At 54.5% G+C, this 23,973-nt stretch carries 20 protein-coding genes; 11 read left to right on the forward strand and 9 right to left on the reverse strand.

Going from position 1 to position 23,973, the window contains the following annotated elements; translation table 11 throughout:
- Positions 1-143: 143 nt before the first annotated feature.
- Positions 144-1,574, reverse strand: a complete 1,431-nt coding sequence (gene ppnN, locus SD69_RS07685; RefSeq protein WP_052480973.1) for a nucleotide 5'-monophosphate nucleosidase PpnN — start codon at positions 1,572-1,574, stop codon at positions 144-146.
- A gap of 442 nt (positions 1,575-2,016) precedes the next feature.
- Here ppnN and SD69_RS07690 point away from each other — a divergent pair, with 442 nt between their 5' ends.
- The 9 genes from SD69_RS07690 (at position 2,017) to SD69_RS07730 (ending at position 9,556) form a co-directional block, all read left to right on the forward strand.
- Positions 2,017-2,940, forward strand: coding sequence for an urease accessory protein UreD (locus tag SD69_RS07690; RefSeq protein ID WP_232301164.1), 924 nt, complete (start codon positions 2,017-2,019; stop codon positions 2,938-2,940).
- 79 nt (positions 2,941-3,019) lie between these two features.
- Positions 3,020-3,322 carry an urease subunit gamma gene (gene ureA / locus SD69_RS07695; protein ID WP_041522751.1) on the forward strand — a complete coding sequence of 101 codons (303 nt, stop codon included), beginning with the start codon at positions 3,020-3,022 and terminating at the stop codon, positions 3,320-3,322.
- A gap of 8 nt (positions 3,323-3,330) precedes the next feature.
- The gene (locus SD69_RS07700; protein WP_041522752.1) at positions 3,331-3,636 is read left to right on the forward strand and encodes an urease subunit beta; all 306 of its coding nucleotides are present in this window, start codon (positions 3,331-3,333) and stop codon (positions 3,634-3,636) included.
- 1 nt (position 3,637) lies between these two features.
- Positions 3,638-5,341, forward strand: a complete 1,704-nt coding sequence (gene ureC, locus SD69_RS07705; protein ID WP_041522753.1) for an urease subunit alpha — start codon at positions 3,638-3,640, stop codon at positions 5,339-5,341.
- 10 nt (positions 5,342-5,351) lie between these two features.
- Positions 5,352-5,870: an urease accessory protein UreE gene (gene ureE, locus SD69_RS07710; RefSeq protein ID WP_041522754.1), complete on the forward strand. Its 519-nt coding sequence runs from the start codon at positions 5,352-5,354 to the stop codon at positions 5,868-5,870.
- Positions 5,870-6,538 carry an urease accessory protein UreF gene (locus SD69_RS07715; RefSeq protein ID WP_041522755.1) on the forward strand — a complete coding sequence of 223 codons (669 nt, stop codon included), beginning with the start codon at positions 5,870-5,872 and terminating at the stop codon, positions 6,536-6,538. Before ureE ends, SD69_RS07715 begins: the two co-directional genes overlap by 1 nt.
- A gap of 16 nt (positions 6,539-6,554) precedes the next feature.
- Positions 6,555-7,169, forward strand: a complete 615-nt coding sequence (ureG, locus tag SD69_RS07720) for an urease accessory protein UreG (RefSeq protein WP_041522756.1) — start codon at positions 6,555-6,557, stop codon at positions 7,167-7,169.
- Between the two features lie 23 nt (positions 7,170-7,192).
- A complete protein-coding gene (locus SD69_RS07725; protein ID WP_041522757.1) occupies positions 7,193-7,423 on the forward strand; it encodes a hypothetical protein in 231 nt (76 codons plus the stop codon).
- A gap of 204 nt (positions 7,424-7,627) precedes the next feature.
- A complete protein-coding gene (locus SD69_RS07730; RefSeq protein ID WP_041522758.1) occupies positions 7,628-9,556 on the forward strand; it encodes an FG-GAP repeat protein in 1,929 nt (642 codons plus the stop codon).
- Between the two features lie 77 nt (positions 9,557-9,633).
- Here SD69_RS07730 and mgrA read toward each other — a convergent pair whose 3' ends face one another.
- The 3 genes from mgrA to SD69_RS07745 form a co-directional block, all read right to left on the reverse strand.
- Positions 9,634-10,647 carry an L-glyceraldehyde 3-phosphate reductase gene (gene mgrA / locus SD69_RS07735; protein ID WP_041522759.1) on the reverse strand — a complete coding sequence of 338 codons (1,014 nt, stop codon included), beginning with the start codon at positions 10,645-10,647 and terminating at the stop codon, positions 9,634-9,636.
- A gap of 136 nt (positions 10,648-10,783) precedes the next feature.
- Positions 10,784-11,701: a cysteine synthase A gene (gene cysK, locus SD69_RS07740; RefSeq protein WP_041522760.1), complete on the reverse strand. Its 918-nt coding sequence runs from the start codon at positions 11,699-11,701 to the stop codon at positions 10,784-10,786.
- Positions 11,702-11,872: 171 nt separating this feature from the next.
- Positions 11,873-13,126, reverse strand: a complete 1,254-nt coding sequence (locus tag SD69_RS07745) for a hypothetical protein (protein ID WP_157471635.1) — start codon at positions 13,124-13,126, stop codon at positions 11,873-11,875.
- A gap of 245 nt (positions 13,127-13,371) precedes the next feature.
- Here SD69_RS07745 and SD69_RS07750 point away from each other — a divergent pair, with 245 nt between their 5' ends.
- Together SD69_RS07750 and SD69_RS07755 are read left to right on the forward strand one after the other, a co-directional pair.
- Positions 13,372-14,313, forward strand: coding sequence for an HPP family protein (locus tag SD69_RS07750; protein ID WP_041522761.1), 942 nt, complete (start codon positions 13,372-13,374; stop codon positions 14,311-14,313).
- A 78-nt stretch (positions 14,314-14,391) separates the two neighbouring features.
- Complete coding sequence (locus SD69_RS07755) at positions 14,392-14,892, forward strand: YgjV family protein (RefSeq protein WP_041522762.1); 501 nt, start codon at positions 14,392-14,394, stop codon at positions 14,890-14,892.
- Positions 14,893-14,989: 97 nt separating this feature from the next.
- Here SD69_RS07755 and SD69_RS07760 read toward each other — a convergent pair whose 3' ends face one another.
- The 5 genes from SD69_RS07760 to SD69_RS07780 form a co-directional block, all read right to left on the reverse strand.
- Entirely contained in the window at positions 14,990-15,556 is a 567-nt protein-coding gene (locus tag SD69_RS07760) for an outer membrane beta-barrel protein (protein ID WP_041522763.1), read from the reverse strand.
- Positions 15,557-16,190: 634 nt separating this feature from the next.
- Positions 16,191-17,345 carry a pectate lyase family protein gene (locus SD69_RS07765; RefSeq protein WP_041522764.1) on the reverse strand — a complete coding sequence of 385 codons (1,155 nt, stop codon included), beginning with the start codon at positions 17,343-17,345 and terminating at the stop codon, positions 16,191-16,193.
- A gap of 86 nt (positions 17,346-17,431) precedes the next feature.
- On the reverse strand, positions 17,432-19,597 hold the full coding sequence (locus SD69_RS07770; protein ID WP_041522765.1) for a DUF1349 domain-containing protein: 2,166 nt from the start codon (positions 19,595-19,597) through the stop codon (positions 17,432-17,434).
- Positions 19,598-19,670: 73 nt separating this feature from the next.
- The gene (locus tag SD69_RS07775) at positions 19,671-22,643 is read right to left on the reverse strand and encodes a TonB-dependent receptor (protein WP_041522766.1); all 2,973 of its coding nucleotides are present in this window, start codon (positions 22,641-22,643) and stop codon (positions 19,671-19,673) included.
- 278 nt (positions 22,644-22,921) lie between these two features.
- Entirely contained in the window at positions 22,922-23,971 is a 1,050-nt protein-coding gene (locus tag SD69_RS07780; protein WP_041522767.1) for a class I fructose-bisphosphate aldolase, read from the reverse strand.
- Positions 23,972-23,973: the final 2 nt, after the last annotated feature.

Raw genomic sequence — 23,973 nt, forward strand, 5'->3', positions numbered from 1 at the left:
CGTCCCTGTAAGCGTAGTATCCCTAAAACGCTTATGTCGAGATAGTCGCCATTAACGTTAGTTTTTGTGAGATATGTCGTACACAGGATGTGATTCCTTCGTTACATATTGGTGTTATTGCTGTGACATTTTTGTTAATGGCGCTAACGTATTATGCGATAACAAGGCTTGTAGGTACTGCCGGGCAGCTTCATGCGGCCTTGATCCTGAAACGCCTGCAGCAGGTCATCCACGGGTTGCATAATGGCCGAGTCGCCGCAAATTTCAAATAAGCCATGTTTCTCAATGGCGCGAATTCCCTCGTCTTTAACGTTGCCGGCCACAATGCCTGAAAACGCGCGGCGCAAATTGGCCGCCAGGGTGTGGGCCTCTTGGTTTTTGTGCAGGGCAAGGGCGTTCATATTGGCGTGAGTCGGGGCGAAAGGTTGCTGAAACATTGGTGCAATTTTTAACTGCCAATTAAAGTAGTAAGCATCATCTGTGCTTTTACGAAAGGCGCGGACTTCGGCGATACCGTCAAGCATAGTGCGTGCGACTTTTTCCGGATCATCGATAATGATTTGGTAGCGCGCCTGAGCCTCAGTCCCCAAAGTGCTGGCGATAAACTCGTCGATTTGCTGAAAATAAGCGGCACTGGAGGCCGGTCCGGTAAACACCAGCGGGAACGGCAACTCGGCGTTATCCGGGTGTAGCAAAATGCCTAGTAGATAGAGAATTTCTTCGGCTGTACCTGCGCCGCCCGGAAACACCACAATACCGTGGCCTGCCCGGACAAAGCCCTCCAGGCGCTTTTCGATATCGGGCATAATCGCCAGCTCGTTAACGATGGGGTTGGGGGCCTCGGCGGCAATAATGCCGGGTTCGGTAATGCCAATATAACGGCCATGCCCCAAACGTTGTTTGGCGTGCCCGATGGTGGCACCCTTCATGGGGCCCTTCATGGCGCCGGGGCCGCAACCGGTGCAAATATCCATTCCGCGCAGGCCCATCTCGTAGCCCACCTTTTTGGTGTAATCGTACTCGCCCATACTAATGGAGTGCCCGCCCCAGCAGACCACAATATTAGGGTCGATGTGCGGGCGAATAATATGTGCGTTGCGCAGCATATGAAATACGGCGTCGGTGGTGGCTTCTGTTGAGAGCGCATCGCCTTTATTGATCGACTGCTGGGTTTCGGCCAGACGACTGTCACCACTGGCAAATATTACGTCGCGCAAGACGGCAAACAAGTGCTCGCTAATCCCGCGAATCATTTTGCCATCCACAAACGCGCTGGCAGGGGCACCTTTTACATCCAGCTTAATACCGCGCTCCTCCTGAATGACTTTTATATCAAAGTCGGGGTAACGCTCCAGCAGCTCTTTACCGTCATCCAACGAGTTACCGCAATTAAGTACCGCCAGCGAGCAGCTGCGAAACAGCTTATAGAGCCCGCTTTGGCTAACGTCCAGCAACTTGGCGGCCTCCGTTTTAGAGAGAATATTAAGTTGCTCGTGGGGGGCGATAATCGCGTCGGTAGTGTCGTAGTGGCCTGCTTCGTGGTGTGCGTGTTGGTATGGCTGATTGTGGGGCATTGAGTCTTGTTCCTTCTTGGCGCCTAGGCGGCGGTGACTACAGCGGCGGGCTTTGCCACCTCTGTCTACAATGGGTATATCGTACGTTTAAGTGTAACTCAGATTGGTTGAGTTGGGTGTTGCAGGCCGTAGGGCTTTATATTTTGCGTGGCCCTTTGTGAAGGAACGCTGGCCTTGGTTTTGGGGTGGCTGTTAGGTGTGTGGTGATACGGCTCGTTACTCGCATGCACAATATCGGTGCGCAATGTGGTGGCAAATTATTTGGCGGATCATTTTGGTGCATTTCGGTGTTTTGGCCCCCGCCCCGTGGGGCCTGTGGGCGCACTTTGGTTGGCATAGATCTTGATCTGTTCTCCGGATAGGCTGTTCCCTGGATAGTCAGTAGCCCGACCCATAAGACGATAAAGGCCATCATTCACTGGCCACTAAAGAGAGAGTATCTGTGCCCCATTCAACCAGCGCCGCTGGGTTATCTGCGCCCGAATTACCGGCGGATGACGCAAACCCTTTACCTCAGGTGTCGCGCCAGTGGTGTGCGTCTATCGATATCGAGCTGGCCGAGCGAGCCGGGCGCACCGCTTTGATGCGCGCCCGCCATCTGGGGCCACTGCGTATCCAACGGGTGTTTTACCCCGAGGCGGCCGGTTGCGCCCATGTTTACTTACTGCACCCCCCGGGGGGCTTGGTGGTTGGGGATGAGCTGAGTATCTCAGTGGCGACGGCCAAGGGGGCTCACGGCCTGTTAACCACGCCCTCGGCGGGTAAGATTTATACCGTTAACGGCTTGCGGCACAGCGATGCGGCGACCGAACAGACCCAGCGTGTGCGCTTAGTGCTACAGCCAGATTCTGTTTGCGAGTGGCTGCCGCAAGAAACGATAATTTTTAATGGCGCCAATGCCCGGCTTAATACCCAGCTTGAGGCGGCGGCCGACGCTCGCTTTTGTTTGTGGGATATCGTCTGCCTTGGTCGGCCGGCCAGTAACGAGGTGTTTACCGAGGGTGTTGTCGAGCAAACGTTACAGGTGCGCATCGATAATCGCCCGGTGTTGATCGAGCGCAACCGCGTGCGCGGCGGCGATCCCATGATGGAGGCAATGTGGGGCCTGCAAGGCGCCGGCAGTTTTGGCACTTTGGTGGCAAGCGTCACATTAAGCCGCGACCAGATTGATACCTTACTTGAGAACCTCGCCGAGCGTTGGCCCGATGCCAACTGGGGTATTACGCAAAAAAAACAGCTGCTAATTGCTCGCTACCTGGGTGCCAGCGCCGCCGAGTGCCGCTATGGTTTTGTGGTGATTTGGCAGACGCTGCGCCCGGCGATGCTCGGTTGCGAGGCGGTAGAGCCACGTATTTGGTATACCTGAATTAATAAGTGCAACAATGTAAATAGTAAGCTCGCGCTGTTGATGGCGCCACTAACAGACACATTCACAGGAGAGAGTTGTGGAACTATCGCCCAGAGACAAAGATAAACTGTTGCTGTTTACCGCGGCGCTACTTGCCGAGCGGCGCAAAAATCGCGGGGTTAAACTCAACTACCCCGAGTCGGTTGCGTTTATCAGCGCCGAAATAATGGAGGGCGCGCGCGACGGCAAAACCGTCGCCGAACTGATGGATTACGGGCGCCAGATTTTGCGCCGCGAAGATGTCATGGATGGCATCCCCGAGATGGTGCATGAGGTGCAAGTCGAGGCGACCTTCCCCGATGGTACTAAGCTTGTCACCGTTCACAACCCGATCGTTTAGGAGGCGCTATGATTCCCGGAGAGTACGACATTTTGCCTGGTGAAATCGAGCTAAACCCAGGCCGCGAGACGGTGACCTTAAGTATTTCCAACAGCGGCGATCGCCCCATACAAGTGGGCTCGCATTATCATTTTTACGAGACTAACGCCGCACTTAACTTTGAGCGAGATAAAGCCCGCGGGTTTCGCTTAAACATTGCCGCTGGCACGGCTGTGCGTTTTGAGCCAGGCCAAACTCGCGAGGTGGAGTTAGTCGCACTAGAGGGTGCTCGCACGGTATACGGGTTTCGTGGCGATGTAATGGGGGAGCTATAAGATGGCGACAATAGACAGGCGCGCGTACGCCGATATGTTCGGCCCCACCACTGGGGATAAAGTTCGCTTAGGGGATACCGAGTTGTGGCTCGAGGTCGAGCGCGACTACACCCGCTACGGCGAAGAGGTAAAGTTTGGCGGCGGTAAAGTGATTCGCGATGGCATGGGCCAATCGCAAGCCAGCTGCTTTGACACCCCCGACACCGTCATTACCAACGCCTTAATTCTGGACTATTGGGGTGTGGTAAAAGCCGATGTCGCGATTAACGATGGCCGTATTAGCGCCATTGGTAAAGCCGGTAACCCGGATGTGCAGTCCGAGGTGGATATCGTCATTGGCCCCGGCACCGAAATTATTGCCGGCGAAGGCCAGATTTTAACCGCAGGCGGTATTGATGCTCATATCCATTTTATTTGCCCACAGCAAATCGAAGAAGCGTTAATGAGCGGTGTTACCACGATGATTGGCGGCGGCACCGGCCCGGCGACGGGTACTAAAGCGACTACTTGTACCCCTGGCCCTTGGCACATCGGTAAAATGCTGCAAGCGGCGGAAAGCTTTCCGATGAACATTGGCTTACTCGGTAAAGGTAACGCCAGTTTACCGATCGCCCTGGAAGAACAGTTACAGGCCGGCGCGCTGGGTTTAAAGCTCCACGAAGATTGGGGCACGACGCCTGCCAGTATTGATAACTGCTTAACCGTGGCCGAAAAGTACGACGTGCAAGTGGCGATTCACACCGACACGCTGAATGAATCGGGTTTTGTTGAAGACACAATAGCCGCGTTTGCCGGTCGCACGATTCACACGTATCACACCGAGGGCGCCGGCGGTGGGCACGCCCCCGACATTATTAAAGCGTGTGGCCTGGACAACGTTTTACCCTCGTCGACTAACCCGACCCGGCCCTACACGGTGAATACCATCGACGAGCACTTGGACATGTTGATGGTGTGCCACCACCTTGACCCTAACATTCCCGAGGACGTAGCCTTTGCCGACTCGCGTATTCGTAAAGAGACCATTGCCGCCGAAGATATTTTGCACGACTTAGGCGCGTTTTCGATGATCAGCTCCGACTCGCAAGCCATGGGCCGGGTGGGCGAGGTGGTAAGCCGCACGTGGCAGACGGCGCACAAAATGCGCGTGCAACGCGGCGCATTGCCGGGCGAAACCAGCAGCGCCGATAACTTGCGAGCTAAGCGCTACATTGCAAAATACACCATTAACCCCGCGGTGGCGCACGGCATCTCGCACGAGGTGGGCTCGGTCGAGGTGGGTAAACTTGCCGACTTAGTTCTGTGGAAGCCGGCGTTTTTTGGCATTAAGCCCGCGTTGATTATCAAAGGCGGCGCTATTGCTGCGGCTCCGATGGGCGACCCGAACGCATCTATCCCGACACCGCAACCCGTGCATTACCGGCCCATGTTTGGTGCTTACGGCCGCGCCTGCACCGGCACCAGCGTTAGCTTTGTCAGCCAGGCGGCGTTAGAGGCCGGTATTGCCGGCTCGTTTGAATTAGAGCGGCGCCTGGTGGCCGTTAAAAATTGTCGCTCGGTAACCAAAGCCGATATGCGCCTAAACGACTACCAGCCCCATATGGAAGTCGACCCACAAACCTACGAAGTGCGTGCCGATGGCCAGTTACTGACCTGCGAGCCCGCCACCGAGCTGCCGTTGGCGCAGCGCTATAGCCTGTTTTAAGTGAGTTGTTATGTTAGAAGCCTTTAGCGTTAAACCCGAGGCAGCCCCCGGGGCTGTGTTGGAAGTAGAAGCCACTTTCGAGCAGCGGCAAAAAAGCCGCTATCGGACGACCACCCGTTGCGGCAAGCCGCTGGGGTGGTTTATCGAGCGCGGCCATGTGTTGCTTGATGGCGAGGTGCTGGAGTGTAGCGATGGCCAACAGGTTCGCGTGATTGCCGCACTGGAGCCGGTCAGCCAAGTAACCAGCGATGATGCCTTAGCGCTGACACGGGCGGCATACCATTTGGGTAATCGCCATATGCCGCTACAAATTGGCGCCGGTTTTTTACGTTATCAGCACGATCATGTCTTAGATTTAATGGTCGAGGGTTTGGGCCTCGCGGTTAACTTTGAGAAGCAGCCCTTTCAACCCGAAAACGGCGCCTATCACGGCAAAAGCCACGGTCATGCACATTCTCACGCTCATGGTCACAGTCATTCCCACGCCCATTCTAATAGCCACGATCATCACGCGGAGCACAGTCACTGATGTCCGGCTCGCTGCTGCACTTAATGCACTTGGTGAGCCCGGCGCTACCGGTAGGCGCTTATGCGTATTCGCAAGGGCTGGAGTACGCCATCGATAGCGGCTGGGCCGGCAGCGAGCCGGCGCTGCAAGACTGGATCGAGCAAGTGATGACCCACAGCCTGGGGCAGCTTGATGTACCGGTTTTGCGTCGGGTGTATAACGCGTGGCAAGCCGATGATTTAGCACAGGTCAATGATTGGAACGACTTTGTCCTGGCCTGTCGTGAGACCCAAGAGTTACTGCTTGAGGATGAACAATTGGGTTTGGCGCTCGGGCGTTTGCTCGAATCACTCGATATCTCGCAGGCGACGCGCTCAAACTTTAGCCGCTCACCCAGCTACGTAACCTTGTTTGCCCTGGCCGGTGTTAGGTGGCAGGTGAGTGTGGATGAGCTAGCGCGGGGTTTTGTCTGGAGCTGGCTCGAGAACCAAGTGGCCGCCGCCACTAAAATTGTGCCGCTAGGCCAAACCCGCGCGCAGCAATTACTGGTGGCATTAATGCCGGCGGTGGATGAGGTGTGTGAGCGGGCTAAAACATTAACCGACGACGAGTTGGGCCTGAGTTTACCGGGCCTTGCCATGGCCTCGTGTTTACACGAGCGGCAATACACTCGTCTGTTTCGATCATAAGAGGAAGTTAAATCGTATGAACAAACCAGCACTACGTTTAGGTATTGGCGGCCCCGTTGGCTCGGGTAAAACCGCCTTAGTCAAAACCCTATGTGCCCACTTAAAGGATGTCTACAACATCGCGGTGATCACCAACGATATTTACACCCGCGAAGACGCCGAGTTTTTGCAGCGCCATGAGGCGCTGGCCGACGACCGTATTATCGGCGTTGAGACGGGCGGTTGCCCGCACACCGCGATTCGTGAGGACGCCTCGATGAACCTATCCGCTGTGGCCGAACTGCAAGATCGCCACGCGGGGTTGGATGTGATTTTAATTGAAAGCGGTGGTGATAACTTAGCCGCGACTTTTAGCCCCGAGCTGTCGGATTTAACCCTTTACGTGATTGATGTTTCGGCCGGGGATAAGATTCCCCGCAAAGGCGGGCCAGGTATTACGAAATCGGATTTATTAATTATCAACAAAACCGATTTGGCGCCATTGGTGGGCGCCGATCTTGGGGTGATGGATCGCGATGCGAAAAAAATGCGCGGCGATAAGCCCTTTTTGTTTACTAACTTAAAAAGCGAGACAGGTGTTGCCGAGGTAATCGCCTTTATCGAAGAAGCCGGCATGCTAAAGCGCGCCTAATAAACATGTATCAGGAGATAGCTATGACTTTTTCTACCAAACTTAAACAGGGTGCTCTGTGGGCTTGCTCGGGGTTAGTGTTGGCTCCGTTGGCGTTGGCGCACCCAAATCACGGTGCCGAGCCGGCCGATCACGTGCATTTTTCTCTGGTTAGCTTACTGTTTGTGGGTGCCGCTTTGGTTGGATACTTTGCATTTGCCCGTAAAAGCCGGGCCCAATCGCGCCAGCGCGTCGAGCGCCAGTCAAAAGATTAAACCCTACCCAGCCAGGCGTTGATGCCTGGCTGGCGTATTGCGCTTGCCTCGCTCAAATCTAAAAATCCCTTGGTTTTTACTCATTCGCCGCCTTAGTCTGTAAAATTGTGTACCGGAGTTTTCTTAACCGTGCCCAACTTGGGTATACTCGGGGCCGATTCTCGTCACCGCAAGGGTGCGACGTAATAATATTAGGGAGATTGTATGAGCTATCGTGTCTTAACAGCATCTGTGCGCTGGAGCTTGCTGTGTGCCAGCGTCGCACTGGTGAGTGCTTGTGGCAGTGACGACGGCCAGCAGGAGTTAGAAACCATCCATGTAACCGCCAGCAGTGGTGAGGGCGGCACGGTAACCCCTACCGAGTCCGACGTGATCCGCGGCGCTTCGTTGCATATTAGAGCTAACCCAGAGCTGGGTTATAAATTGCTTAATATGACCGGCTGCGATGGCGCAGTCATCGAAGAAAATCACTACAAAACCGCCGCTATCGAAGCCCCCTGCCATATTCAGGCCACCTTTGAGACGGGTCCTATCGAGGAGCAGGCAGAACTCGAATTTAGTAACACGGCCATTGCCCGCAGCATTGGCTTAAAATGGAATCAAGTGCCATACGCGCTGCGCTACACGCTGTTTAAAAACATCGATGGCACGTCCGGCTTTACCCAGTTAGGGCCAGAGCTTGCAGGGGATGAGCTGAGTTATCAAAGTACTGAGACGCTCTACGATAACTTAGACGCGCAGTACATGCTTGAGGCCTGTAACGACGAGAGCTGTTTGGAGTCGGATTTGCTTATTACCGACAGCGGCATTAACCAGGCGATTGGTTACTTTAAACGCTCGGTCGACGATTCCAGCCTGCGTTTGGGTACGGCCTTAGCCTTCAGTGGCGATGGCGAAACGTTGGCCGCCAGCGCCCCGGAAAATTGCTCCGCCGATAACGATGGTCTGTGCAGTGGTGTGGTGTATATCTACCGCTTGGGTGAGACTCGCTGGGAGCTGGAAGCGAGTATTGAGCTTGACGATATTCGCAACGACTCGCGCTTTGGTGAGCGTATTAGCCTTAGCCGCGATGGCAATACCATCGCCATTAGTGCGCCGGGTGCTAACTCTAGCAACAATAGCGACTCCCAGGAGGGCGCGGTTTATATTTATCGCTTTGAGTCCAGCGCTTGGGGTGAGACGCACGAGATCAGTGGTGCAGATCAAGGCGAAAACGCCACCCGGATATTTGGCCTGGGTGCCGATCTGGCATTAAATGCTAGCGGCGATACCCTGGCGATTGTTGCCCAGCGGTCAATGACCAACGACGGACAGGCGCTGCTGTACCGCCTTAATGAAGACGACGAATGGGCGCTAGAGCAGCGCTTTGAGCCGGCCAGCTCCATAAGCCTTGATAACACGGGTAACTATCTGGCGATTGGTGCGCGCAATGCGCAGGGGGAGGCCAATGAGGACACCGGCGTGGGCGTGGCGGGCGTGTATCACTTCACCTTACCGGAGGATGAAGAGGAGGAAACGTGGGTGCTGCAAGATGAGTTGCGGGCCCCTGAGACGTTTGCCGGACAACACTTTGGCCACCGGGTATTGCTGAGCGGTAATGCGCGCAAGTTGTTGGTGGGAGTTAACTACGAGAGTACGGTGGTTAATGCACAGCAACTAGAGCAGCCAGAGGTGTATCTGTTTGAGCCCGCCGAGGACAACGAGTGGAGCTTGAGCCACACTTTTTCCCAGCTCGATCAAGTTGGCTCCGGGAAGTCAGGCGGAACAGGCCGATCACAATATGGTACCGCACTGGCTATGAGCCGCGATGGTAGCCGGGTATTGATTGGTGATTCGGCTGAAGACGGCAATGGCACGGGCTTTTTTGCCAACGATGGTAACAACGCCGCGCTATTGGCAGGAGCCGCCTATTTGTACAATTATGTAGACGGCAGCTGGCAGGAAGAGGTTTACCTAAAAGCTAAAAACACCGGTGCCGGCGATGAGTTTGGCAAAGCCGTGAGTATCAGTGGCGATGGCGATATTATTGCCGTGGGCGCTCCAGAAGAGGATGGTCCGGCGGTGGGTGTGGACACCGAGGTTATGGTGGACAGTGGCAACACCGACGCCAGCGGGGCGGTTTATTTGTACTAGCCGGCTCGTGCGGGTTAGTGACACGTGCAAAAAAGGCGCTGAATGTTCAGCGCCTTTTTTGTTAGCCTGCATTCAGCCTAGGCGATAATATCATCGATTTTTTTAAGCTCAGTATCGCTAAATTCAGTATTGTTAAGCGCCGCTACTGAGTCTTCAATTTGTTCCACCCGGCTGGCGCCAATAATGGCACTGGTGACGGTTTTGTTGTTTAGCACCCAAGCCAGCGCCATTTGCGCCAGTGATTGGCCCCGGTCCTCAGCCATGGCGTTTAAGGCGTTAATTTTAGTGATGCTGGTCGCATCAATATCGCTTTCACTTAAATAAATCTGTTCGCCCCGTGCGGCGCGCGAGTCTTTAGGGATACCGTTTAAATATTTATTGGTGAGCCTGCCTTGCGCCAGTGGTGAAAACACAATAGCGCCCACGCCTTCGTCATCGAGTACATCGGTTAAGCCGTCTTCAATCCAGCGGTCAAACAGGTTGTAACGCGGCTGGTGAATCAGCAGAGGGGTGCCTAACTCTTTTAAAATAGCGGCCGCCTGACGAGTTTGCGCTGGGTCGTAGCTCGAGATGCCCACATACAAAGCACGGCCCGAACGGACGATATAATCGAGCGCCTGCATGGTTTCATCCAATGGCGTTTCCGGGTCAAAACAATGCGAGTAAAAAATATCAAAGTAGTCGACGCCGCAGCGCTTTAAGCTTTGGTCACAGCTGGCTACTAAATACTTGCGTGAGCCACCAATACCGTAGGGGCCGGGCCACATATCGTAACCGGCTTTGCTGGAGATGATCAGCTCGTCGCGGTAGTAGGATAAACCCTCGGCCATTACCTGACCAAAGGTGGATTCGGCCGAGCCAAAGTTGGGGCCGTAGTTGTTGGCTAAATCGAAGTGGTTAATGCCCAAATCAAAAGCGCGGTGCAGCATGTTGCGGGCATTGGCTAGCGAGTCGACGGCGCCGAAGTTTTGCCACAGGCCCAGCGACAGCTGAGGCAGGCGTAAACCGCTTTTGCCGCAGCGCGGGTAGCTCATGGATTGGTAACGGTCGGGAGCCGCGACATAGCGCGGGTTTGGCTCGTGGGTAATCATTGTGTGGTCTCTTGTTAGCCGTCTTAGTTATTGAGTATCTGGCTTATTATGGGAGGTGCCAGTGGGTGTATTCTACGCAAAAGCCGGTCGCAAGCGACCGGCCATGACGAATCTTAACGAAGTTTGCGGGGTAGGCTTAGGCGCCGAATAAGTCGTCTATCGATAAATACCGCTCACCGGTATCGTAGCTAAAGGTTAAAATGCGGCTGCCGGGGGCAAAGTCTGCCTCGCGTTGTTTGATGGCCGCGAGACTGGCGCCGGATGAGATACCCACAAAAATAGCCTCTTTACGGGCGCACTGACGTGCCATCTCAAAGCTGTCTTCTTCACTGACGGCAATGGTGCCATCGAGGCTGTCGGTATTAAGAATGTCGGGCACAAACCCCGCGCCAATACCTTGCAAGCGGTGCGGACCTTTTTCTTTACCGGCAATCACTTGTGATTTTTCGGGCTCCACGGCAAAGGTTTGCAGCTTGGGAAAAGCGGCTTTTAACTCTTCCGAGCAGGCGGTAATGTGGCCGCCGGTGCCTACCCCGGTAATTAAATAGTCCAGCCCTTCGGGAAAGTCAGCCAGAATTTCTTTAGCGGTGGTGTTGCGGTGCGCGTCGAGGTTAGCTTTGTTGGTGAATTGTTGCGGAATCCAGCTATTGGGGAAATCGTCGTGGAGCTCGTTGGCTTTGGCAATTGCGCCGCCCATGCCCAGCTCTTTAGGGGTCAGCTCCAGCTCGGCACCGAGCGCTTTCATAATTTTGCGGCGTTCGATCGACATCGATTCTGGCATCGCTAAAATTAATCGATAGCCGCGCGCCGCGGCGACCATGGCAAGGCCAATGCCGGTGTTGCCACTGGTGGGCTCAATAATAACGGTATCCGGCTTAAGCAGGCCTTTTCGCTCGGCCTCTTCAATCATCGCCAGCGCGATGCGATCTTTAATACTGCTGCCGGGGTTAAAGCGCTCGACTTTCATCCAGACTTCGATGTCGGAGCGAAATAGATTGTTGATCTTGACGTGAGGGGTGTTGCCGATGGTGTCGAGAATACTGTTAACTTTCATTGTGGCGCTCCCTGATTAAGTTGACGGAGGTACCCGAGGCAATAATCTAACAGAAACCTCGGGGTTTGGGCAGAGTGGGTGCTGCGCGCCCTCCCGGCAAATAAGTACGCGCAGACTGAATGCCGTGACCACGTAAGTCGGATGGCGCTCGGTCTACGGTACCGCGCAAGCTCAATCCTTCAGCAGGTCGCTGGTCAGTACCTTAGAGGGCTCCCCGGTGAGATCTTCGACAATGTCACGCAGTTGCGTAAGGCTGACTTCGCCCAATTTCATCATGGCGCGGGTGGCGTTATCTAAGCTTTTGTCGCCATCGGTGCGCTCACGTATTTCGGCGTCTAGCTCGCCAAACAGCAGAGCGGCACGGGCTGTGCGCTCGCCGCTGGAGGAGCGACCACGCAGTTGGTCGATATCTTTGCTCCAGTCGGCCAGCCAGCTGTTAACGCGCTCTAAGCGCTCGTCGGTGAGACCGCCGGCGCGGTGTAACACGGTGTAAGAGTAGTACTCGGCCAGACCCTCAGCGATCCAGTCGTCATCTTTGGCGCCGCTAATGCGGGTAAGGGTGTGCATTAATTCGTGCAGTAAAGTACTGGTGCCGTTTTCACTGACCATGGGGCGGGCCGAGTGCACAAACAATGAGTTAGGGCCCGACAGGCCGCCGCGCCACATAGGGTCGCCGGCCATTACCATAAGAATTTTTGGCGGAGTTTCGCCCACTACCTCTTTCAGCGTGGCCCAATTAAGCATGACAAAACTCAGCACATCCATGCGGCGGATGTCCTCACCGGCGGGGCCGCTTACCGCGATATGCGTGTCGGGTAGGCGTTCACGGCGGGTGCCTAATTTACCAGCAATAAACCAGCCGGTGGGGCGGTCGAAGCGCCGTTCGGGATTGTCGATACGAAAGGTGCCATCGGCGGTTTTTTCCCAGCCGCTGTTAATGCTGTTCCAGCCCTTGGGAAGGGTAAAGTACAAGGTGGCGCGGCTTTCGGTGCCTTTGCGGCCGCGCACGCTGGCAGGCGGTATTAAATCGTCACCGCGAAAAATAGCAAAGTCGTCTTCACGTAAAGCGTCGTAGCCACCACTGTCACGTTTGTGTGGGATTTTTACCTCAAGGCTTAGCCAGGCATCTTTCGCCGGCGGCTGCCAGCGGGCGCGGCCGTCTTTCAGCTCCAGCTCGCCATTGGCGTTAACGTCGCTGTGAAACGTCTCATCCAGATTAAAATCTATCTCAGTCACACCACTGTCGTCACCGAGTTCAATCCGCACCAGGGCGTTTTCTTTCGAGTGATCGAGATCGACCCGGTAATCGAGGGTATATACGTCCTCGTCATCTCCGTAAGCCAAAGGCGCGGTTAAAACGGTGAGCGCGATGCTAAGAAGCATCAGCGGGCTTAGTAAGGTGCGGTGGTGTTTCACGGCTGGCATAAAAACATCATTCCTGAGGTTAGTGATTGGCTTGCTTGCGGCTTTGAGTGCCACAGGCGCTGCGGGTTCACCCTGATATCTTCTCGCGGGCTATATTTGTGGGCTGGTTGGGATAACACTTGCTGCGCATGTTACAGCTCACTATGATTGCACCTTTTTTGTGCAAGCTAGAATTAAAGCGTAAGAGTGTAACCTAAATTCGGTGTGAGCTAACACCGGATGCTCGGCAGACGAGGGGAGCGAGAGTGAAGAGCTGGTGGCAAGTGTGTTTGGCGTGGCTGGGGGTGGAATCCAATACCACCAGTCATCACGAAAAGTGGATCTCGGCGCTGGGAGGTGGCCTGGGCATTGCGGCTGTGTATGGATTGTCTCACTGGGCGCTTGATGGCGTGGCCGCCGGATTGATGGTGGCCTCGATGGGGGCATCGGCCGTGCTCTTATTTGCCGTGCCGCACGGCACTTTGTCGCAGCCGTGGCCGGTGATAGGCGGCCATTTAGTGTCGGGGCTGGTAGGGGTGACATGTTATTTGTGGCTGGGTAATTCGCTGTTAGCGGCAGGGGTGGCCGTGGGTATAGCCATTGGTGCTATGGCCTATTTGCGTTGTATTCATCCACCTGGCGGGGCCACAGCGCTGGCGGCCGTGATAGGCGGGCCAGCATTGCACGATCTGGGCTATGGTTATTTGCTTACGCCGGTAGCTCTCAACCTGATCGCCATTGTTACGGTGGCACTGATGTTTAATAACGTATTTCACTGGCGCCGCTACCCGGTGGCTTTTATGACACCGCGTAAAACTGAACCCAGCCGGCCGCATCTGGCGCTTTCGCACGAGGATTTTGCCGCAGCTATGCACTCACTGGATACCTACGTGGATGTGAGCTCTGAAGAGTTAGCTCAGCTGTTTGATCGGGCTTGGGAGCACGCCCGGGCGGCCGAGCAACAACCGTTAACCCTAACGCGCGGCCACTATTACAGTAACGGCGAGGTAGGGGAGCGCTGGTGTGTGCGGCAGGTGTTTGATTTGGCGCCCGAAGATACCGGTAATCCCAGAGCGCGACTTATTTACCGGGCGGTGGCGGGCGCACGGGAGGAGCAAACAGGTATGTGCCGGGTGGATGAGTTTTGTCGATGGGCCAGGTTTCGGGTTGTTAAGCAGGGCGAGCGCTGGGTTAAAGCGAGCGGATAGCGGCCGGTATTACGACAGTGGTACGAGGTGGGAATGTGATAAAATGAGCCTTTAGTAAACCTTTCCCCCGGGCTCTCCATGTTTGAAAATCCGCTGGCTCAGTTTTTTGGGCTGCTTAGCTATTGTCTTGGTATTTATTGTTTTTACCAGCGGGACGATCGCCGCCTTAAGATCATTATGTTTACCATGCAGGCCAATAACTGCATACATTTTGCGCTGTTGGGGGCCAAGACGGCACTGCTTAGCTCGGTGTTTTCGGTGGTTCGTACCGGTTTGTCGCTGCACACGAAATCGCGCATTGTGGCGTGGCTCTTTATTGTTGTGAGCTTTTGTTGGGGCTTGTACCTGACGGATGTGTGGCAGGATATGTTGCCGGTTGTTGGTTCGTGCTTAGGGACTTACGCGTTATTTTGTTTGCAGGGCGTGCGTATGCGCCTGATGTTTTTAGTGGGAGCCTGCTTTTGGCTGGCCAACAACATTTATGTCGGATCGCTCGGCGGCACGTTACTCGAGGCAACCTTGATTACGGTTAATTGCCGCACGATGCTTAAATTGCGTCGCACCGACGCCAAGCCGTAATCTTTTAACCTGGCAACAAAAAAGCCCGGAGAGCATCCGGGCTTTTGGCGCAATTATTAGTTATTGTTGGCGCACGTTATTATCGTGTGCGGCAGCCTTAGAAGGTCACGACACCGCCGATGGAGTAGAACGTCATATCGGCGTCATCCAGCTCAAAGATCTCATACTCTGCGCGCACGGCAAATGAGCCCAACTGGATTTTGGCGCCTATGCCATAGGCGGCATCAGTGCCAGAGTCTGATGTGTCAAATTCAAAGTTGGAGATGTCGCCATCCCAGGTGATAACCCCGGCTTTACCGAACAGGCCTACCGGGCCTAAGTCTACACCCACCAAGCCCGAGGCGGTCCAGCCGGTAACTTCGGTTTTTTGGTTGCCCAGTGCGTCGTTCAAAAATTGCTCTTGGGTACCAAAGTCCACATAGCCACCTTCTACAGCTAAATCCAGCAGCGGTAAAACACCAAAGTTGTAGCCGCCAAAAATTTTATAGGCCGTGTCATCGTCTTTAAAGTCAATGTCGTCAAAGTCAGAGAAACTGGCATCGTAATCGATCTCGGCGTTACCGAGCGAGCCGCCGAGGTAAAGACCGCTTTCGGTACCGGCGTGGCTGAATGCGGTGGCGCTGAGGGCGCCAGTGGCGAGTAGAGTACAGAGTAGTTTTTTCATGCGTTAGCCTCCTATGCTAATAATCGTACGCCGAGAAACAATAGCCCGATTTACGAATGGTGTCTATCGAGCAGCCGGCAAAAAGTGATCGGGTATTCAAGAATTTAGCTCGCGTTTGCGTAATTTAAAACGTATAAAAATTCATGCGCCACTCACCCAAACTAACTGGGTAATAGTATTAGGCAAAATGTGATAACCAGATAAAAAAAGGGGCCGCAATGCGGCCCAAGGGGGGAGGGTGATGTAAGCCACGGACGTGGCTCTCATCGAAGGGAATAAAAAGGGGCCTATTGGCGGCCCAACGAGGGTTCGGTGAAACGGTCACGACCGGAGCGGGTGCTGTTTAGTCGTTGTTGCTTGACGTTCATGCTGTGCTCCTGTCGTTGCCTTCGTTTACTGTTACTTAGACTATAGCGGGATGCGTGCCAGAATTTAAAAATATAATAGATTCAATAGGTTAGGTGTTTTTTGTGTTTCTGGGGCGAAAAAACCAGAAGCGAATAAGCGGTTCCAGTGTAGTTTTGGCAACAAGCGCTTGTAACTCTTACAGGCGTATAAAAAAACGGGCCCAGTGGGCCCGAAAGAAGGATCAGCTATAAAAGCTGTTGCCTAGAGGAGAAGCTTGTTGTGCAACTTAAGGTGTCGGCAGGCACTCGCTGATTTTGCCACTGCCAGCATAAGTGGTGACGTGAGACTTCGTATCGGCACCCGCCATGGCGGTGTAACTGTACTCAGGGGTATAACTAACGGTGGAGGTCAGGTCGGTGCCTGGGCCGGCAATTAAATCGCCATCGGCCGGATTGCTCCAGCTAATATTGTCGTAAACATTATCCGCTAAATCCCAAAACCCGACTTCTTCCGAGTAAAAGCTCACTATGGGGTTTTGTACGTTTTCAAAGACAGTACCCTCTACCCGGATATTGGCGCCCATACGCGAGTTAACGGCGGTGGACGATACGTCTTTGTAGTAGTTGTTTAAAATGTGCCCCTCGCCAAAGCGGAACAGCGGCATACGTGAGCTGGCGTTCTCCCAGAAGTTGGCGTAGAAAGTGATGCGGCGATGGCTGCTGTCGTCATCGCTGCTGCCCCACAGAGACGTCTTCCAGCTGTCGTGTAGGTAGTTGTACGAGATGGTGACATTGTCCACATCGCGCTTACCGCTCACTAACTCGTCGTAATAATCTTTGTCGCTATCGAGTGTGTTGTAGATCTCGTTGTGATCGATCCAGATATTGCTGGCCGGGCCTTCGAGGCTAATGCCGTCTTTCTCGCCGATGTCGACATAGCGAATGGTGAGGTTGCGGATAATAACGTTGTCCGCTTTGTTTACTTTAATACCAATACCATCGAGCATGGCGCTATCGCCCACACCAATGATGGATACGTCGGATATGTCTTTGATATCAAATTTATCGACGTTGGAATTATCCGGGGTAATGGTGCCGTCGACAAAAATGGTTAATGGGTTGCTGCCCTTACCCGACAACGCCGCGCTAAGCTCTGTACCGGTGGTGACGGTGACGGTCTCACCGCCGGCGCCGCCGGTGGTGCCATCGCCTAAGCTGGCAAAGCCCACAACGGTGTTCATGGCATCACAGTGGTTGGCCACTGAACTACTGGAGGAACTCTCGGTGGATGAGCTCTCGCTAGAGGCACTCGAGCTGGCTTCGCTGCTCGATGACGAACTCTCGGGGTAGGTAGGATCACTGCCAGTCGGGCCGCTGGAGCCGCCACAGGCGCTCAGGGTGGCGGTGAGCACCAAAATACTAGAAAAAGTGACTGTTTTCATGGAATGTCTCTCTGCATTACTTCATTGCGTCGTTTGCCGTTTTGTCGCTAAAAAGTCGCGGCGGTGTTAGCCACCGCGACTGTCACTTACGGGGCCAGCGGGTCGATACTGATGTTGTCGAATTCAACGGTGATGTTGTTTTCGCCCGGTGCCGCGTAAAGGCCTACATACCAGGTGTCACTGTCAGGTGTGGCGGCAAAATCGCTGGTGCTGTTGGCCTGTACAAAGTCGATACCGTCTTTCGAGTAGTAGCGCTTAACCCGTTTGTCATCGCCATCGTCATAGATCTCGATGCGCACGTAATCACCCACTTCTAACTCGGGGATATCCGAGCGCGAGCGGCTGCCGCTAGGTTTCATCTGCGCGCGTGAACCAATCAGCGCCGCCGGGTCACCATCGACATAAAAGCCGGCATCGGCCCAGCCGGGTAGCTCGGCAAAATCGGCGACCGGATCCATATTTTCAGTGGCCATAATGCCAAAGCGGTAAGCGTTACCCGTGGCAATGTCGGCGCCGCTTACCGAGCTGATTTGCGCGGTAAACATAAAATCGCTCAACTCAATTTTTTGGCTGGCAAAAAAGAAGTTATGGTTGGACGAAGACATATTGCCGCCCGTCGCATTTAGGGTGACCGAGAACGCGGTGTTTTCGGTAACTTCACCGGCAGGGGCAATATCCGATTCGCCGGCCAGGTTTAACGTGCTGGGCACCCACTCGGCATCAGCGCCAGGGGCGCCATCGGTGTATTCGATTTTAATGTTTTCGAGGGTGATGTTACCCACCCGGCTGTCGGCGCGCAGCTGCAAGAACGAGTTAGCCGTACCAAACTCTGGCTCTAGCACTAACTCATAAGGCAGCGAGTCGATGTCGTCGGGGGTGAGCTCGATAAACTTCGAATCGCCACCGTGAACCGAGTTACCGGAGCTGGTGGTGTTGTTATCGATGTAGATCTGAAATTTACCCGGGTCGGCGGCATCGACACTGCTGAAGTCGGTGATCATCATGCTGACGCGGTAGGGCGCGGTTAAATCGATATCACCCGATGGGTTAGTGGCCTCGGCACTTGGCACGCCGGTGTCGCCAATGGTGAAGCGCGCGTTGTTCATGCTGAGGGCATTGTTCTCGATTGTGATGCGACTGCTACCGCTGGTGACTTTATAAAACGGATCGGCACGGTTGGTCGAAATCGACACGAAGTCGGCGCCGTCGGCTTCGCCAAACAGTGTGTCGGCATCGCTTGATAAATCCACGGTTAGTGGCAAGCCGCCAAACGGCGTGCCTTCCACTTCGGGCTCGGGGGCGTTGTTGTCATCGCCACCGGTGGCGGGGTTAACAAGCTTGTAGTTGGAATCTTTACCGGCACAGTCGGGTTGTGGATTGTTGCCCACATCGCTTTGGTGCTCAATTAACAGATCGTCAAACACTGTCCAGCCGCCGCTGGATACACGCATGGCGATAAATGAGTTTTCGGTACCCACGCGCTCGGGCTTAGAGGCAACCAAGGCACCGCCGGGTGAGAGGGTGGTATCGCCTGGGATATTGATCTCGACTCGCTCGCCCGGCACCAGCGTGTTTACGGGCTGGTTAAAAATACGTGAGCCGACATTGCCGCCACCGTGAATAGAGCTGGCTTCACTGGTGGTGTTGTTGTCGACATAAATTTGAAAATCGCTGGAGCTGGCCGCGTCGGGTACCGCGACTACACAGAATGATATTTTATAATCCTGACTTAAATCCAGCTCGCCCCAGCTTAGGCCTTCGTCGATACCATCGCCTGGGGTAGAGTCTTTGCGTGGATCGGCGACATCACCTGCGAGCGACGATACCGTTTGAGCGATGGTAAAGCGCGCGTCACCTAAACGAATTTTTTGATCCGGGTCGGCGGTAATCCAGTTGCCGCCATCGGCATCAACTGTGCCGTCTTCCATAAAAACGCCGGCCATTGAGTAGTAAAAACCATCTTCACCGTCTTCGGCGTCGGTTGCCAGCGCTTTATAGGCAGAGGTAAAGAACCCGGCGGTATCACTCGCGCCAAAATCTTCCATCAAGGGGAGATCGGTATTACTGATTTCGGGCAGGTCGCCGCCGCCGTCGCCACCACCGTCTCCGCCGCCGGAATCGGGATTTTCGATGTTGATGATAATATCAGGGGCGCTGGAGTCGGGTTCGCTGCCGCAACCGGTCAGTACGCCGCCGGCGATAATCAGTGAGCTTAGAAGCGTTAGCTTAGTATTGATAAGCTTAGTGTTCATAGTTAGATACCTTCGTTATTGTAGATTCTTTGGTGGGCGCCATTGCTGGCGCCGTGACTATTGATGTAATGATTTACATAAAGCGGTAGTTCACGCCCACTTGGAACGAGGTGCCAAAGTCCTCTGATTCAAACATCATGTTGCCGCGCGAGTACTCGTTGCCCTCAAAATATTTAAAGCTCTTGTCTTCGGTTAAGTTGATGGCGTCAAAGTAGAACTGAATATCGTCGTTAAACTGATAGGTTGCCTTGGCGTCGAGACTAAAGGTGTCGTCGTCGTAAATGTCAGCCCAGGTGGCACAGTTTTGCGGTAGGCCAAGGGCGGCATCGGCGTCGATATCCGCCTGCGAGCACGAGCCGATACGCTCGAGCACTTTACTGCGGTAGTTACTGATTAAGCGCAGCGAGACAAAGTCGTTCTCCCAGCCGAGAGTAAAGTTGACCGTGGTGTCGGCTTGATCGGGCAGCTGGATCTCATCGGCGCGGATGGTGTCGCCGACGTTGGCGGTACTGTCGATTAAGGTCATGTTGCTTTGCACAAACAGGCCCGACTCAAAGTATTGCGAGTAAGACAGCTCGACCCCGTAAACGGTGGCCTCGTCACCGTTGGTGGTTAAGTTTACATCGTTGTAAACCTGCCCCGGCGGGAAGTAAAACTCGGTAACCTGATCGACCGGAATTTGTACCGGCATGTCTTCAAACGAGCTGGCTACACCGCTGACATCGACAATGAAGTCGGAGATGTCTTTGTAAAAGAACGCCGCTTGCAGGTATAAATCATCGCTGGCGTACCAGGTGATCGAGGTGTCGAAGTTAACCGACTTCATGGCGGTTAGGGTTGGGTTGCCCAGATTAATAACGTTATCGGGGCTGACGTAAAAGTTCTTGGATTCAGCCGATAAATCGTCCAGTGACTGCGCGCCAATATCAGTGGGGCTGTCGCTACATTCGCCGTAGTTGGCGCTGCCTTCGATATCGTTACACACTTCGATGCGGCCAGAGAAGTCGGCAAAGGCGCGGGCCTCATTAAACGATGGCCGGGTAAAGCTGGTCCACAGTGCCGCCCGTACTAAGATGTCCTCGCGGGGCTCGTAGCGGTAGTGCAGGCTTGGAAAGAAGTCGTCATAGGCACTGTCGGCGCCCTCCATGGGGACGGCGATATCCAGTACTGCGGCTTCATTGGCCACCTCAAAGCGGTCGTTGCGAATCGACAGGTTACCGGTCGAGGTAAAGTCGGTTTTTTCCCAGCGCACACCGGCGATTAAGGTGGAGTTTTCGCTTAATTGAAACTCACCCATAAAGTAGGCTGCGGCGGTGTCTTCGGTCAGCGTGTAGTCGTCTTTTACGCTGTCCTGCCCCGAGCGCAGCGGATCGGTGTACTTGGCAATGGGGGTGGTAATGTCGAGCAGGCGCTCGGCTTCATCGTAAGTAATAAAGTCCTGTTGAATGTCCGGGTGTGCGGGCGAGAAAGTGGCAAAGTCACCCAGGCGCGCACCGGCTAATTGCAAACACTCAGCATCGCCGTCACAGCCATTGGTGTAGTCGCCGGGTATCACACTCCAGCGGTCTTTGTTGCGGTAGCGGTCGCGCTGCTTAACAGTAAAGCCGGTTTTAACGTAATTAATAAAGTCGCTATCGGCGAAGTCTTTTTGCAGGTTAAGGCTGACCTGATCAATGGTGTCTTCGCGAAAGCTGTCTTCAATAAAGATGTTGTCGTAGAGCAAGTTGGTTTGCCGGCGCTCGCCCTCTTGGTAACCGTTTAGGCCACCGTAACCGCCCGATTGTGGCAGGCTGCTTGAGCCGCTGAGTGCTTCGAGCACATCGGGGGATACCACCTGGCCCTGAATGTAGCCCGGCCCGGCGACCCCCAGCATGGGTAAGTCGCGGGTGCGAAACTGCACCCGGCGGCCGTCTGGCTTGGTCCACTCGCCTATCGAGTGGGCAAAGTCGTAATCCAACGTCCAGTCGTTGGCAAAGCGATTTTCACCGCCAATGGAGAAAGCGGTGGTCTCTGAGGTGCCATCCTGAATAAAAAATTGTTGCTGCAGATCGGTATCCACTAAACCAAATAGGCCACTGTCGTTATCGATATACACGATATCGCCCGAGCCCGCCTGACCAAAGCGGTAGTATTCGCGCATGGCCATGTCCAGGTCGTCGTACTTGGTGTAGCTGGCTTTTGCGTAATACTCGGCGTTTTCGGTAGGGCGCCAGCCTAGATCGAGCGAGCCCGAGGTGCGGGTGCGCTCGGCATCCTCCTGGCGCGCTTCGTAGCGAAACGGAATCAACATCGGGTCGCCGACGTATTCTTCGGGTAGGGTTGAGACATCCGGGGTTATGTAGCGTGGCAGCGAATCTGAGTGGTGCTGCACTTGGTACACAACGCTGGAGCGATCTTCGTACGAGGCGGAGTAGCCCACGCCAATGGTGTCATCGGCAAATAAATGTGTACCGTTGATGGCGACCTTGGGGTTAAATTCTTCTTTGTAAGATTGGTAGTTGCCCTGCGCTTTAATTTTAACGCTGTCGCCTTTGCGGTCGAACGCCGATACCGTGTTGACGTTGACGGTGCCGCCAATGGAGTTGAGGTCCATGTCCGGGGTTAGGGCTTTAATGACTTCAATTGAGCCGAGCATGTCGGCGGGCAGGGCATCCAGAGCAAAGGCCCGGCTGTCTTCCCCGGCCGAGGCCAGCTCATTACCGTTCATGCTAACGGTGACAAAGCCGGGCCCAAGACCACGCACGGTAACGAACTTACCTTCACCTTCAGATTTTTGCAGGGTAATACCGGGCAAACGTTGCAGTGATTCGGCGACATTCTGATCGGCAAAGTTACCGACATCATCGGTGGCGATAATCGAGCTAAAGGCGTCTTTATCGCGCTCGCGCTCGCGGGCATTCAGTTCGGCCTGACGAACACCTTGAACGACGATTTCTTCCATGGCGGCACTGTCGAGGGCCTCTTCTGGCTGTGCAGTCTCCTGCGCCTGAAGTTGGCCGGCGGATGCCACGGCAATCAACGCTGAGAGAAGTCGGTACTTCGGCATGAGGGTACTCCGTTTTTTATAGATTATTAGAAATTTGTTTGGTATTACCAATTTATACCCGATAGTTGCACATTAAGCGCAACTTTTCAATATTTGGTTTTACCATTAAAGCATTTGGTCATACCTGCGCTGAAGCACAGGTTGCCGGGCGCTGCCCTTGCGTGGGCTCAAGGGGCTGTTGCCCGTAAAACAACGGGGTATTACCACTGGGTTTGATAGGTAATACCCCGTTGCAGAGCGCCTTGTGGGCACACAGGTTGATGTGGAGCTACCCGGGCTTACGCCAGGTCGACGCTCTTATCTAAATACACATCCTGAATCGAGTGGAGCAGCTGTACACCCTCGGCAAAAGGCTTTTGAAAGGCTTTGCGCCCACTAATCAAGCCCATGCCGCCGGCCCGTTTGTTAATTACGGCAGTGCGCACCGCTTGGGATAAATCATTGGCGCCCGAGGCACCGCCGGAGTTGATCAGACCAATCCTGCCCATGTAGCAGTTCGCCACCTGATAGCGCGTCAGATCGATTGGGTGATCGGAGGTGAGGGTGCTGTAGACTTTGTCGTGAGTTTTACCCACGTTGACCGCGTTAAAACCACCGTTGGTTTCCGGCATCTTTTGTTTGATGATGTCGGCCTCAATGGTCACGCCCAGGTAATTGGCCTGACCCGATAAATCCGCCGACACATGGTGATCGTCATCGTCGGTTTTAAAAGCGCTGTTGCGCAGGTAACACCACAGGATGGTAACCATCCCCAACTTGTGAGCCTCGGCAAAGGCGGCCGAAATCTCCTCGAGCTGACGGCGCGAGGTATCTGATCCAAAGTAAACTGTGGCCCCGACGGCGGCCGCGCCCATGTCATACGCCTGGCGTACACTGCCAAACATACGCTGGTCGTAAACGGTGGGGTGGATGAGTGCATCGTTGTGGTTGAGCTTAACCACAAACGGAATTTTATGGGCGTAATGACGCGATACCGCACCCAGTACACCGAGGGTAGAGGCGACCGCGTTGCAGCCCCCCTCAAGCGCCAGCTCGACGATGTTTTTGGGGTCAAAGTAAGCTGGGTTGGGGGCAAAGCTGGCGGCCGCCGAGTGCTCGATACCCTGATCTACGGGCAAAATAGACACATAGCCCGTGCCGCCTAAGCGCCCGGCATTTAAGATACTTTGAAAATTACGCAGCACCTGGGGTGGCCGGTCGGTGGCACTGAAGGTGGCACTGACGTAATCCGGACTGGGTGTAATCAAGGTGTTGGCCGGAATGGTTTGGCTTTTGTGGTTGAGCAGAGAGTCGGCTTCATCGCCGAGCAAACTCGCGATATCAGTCATGA

Source organism: Gilvimarinus agarilyticus (assembly GCF_000832015.1).
GTDB lineage: Bacteria > Pseudomonadota > Gammaproteobacteria > Pseudomonadales > Cellvibrionaceae > Gilvimarinus > Gilvimarinus agarilyticus.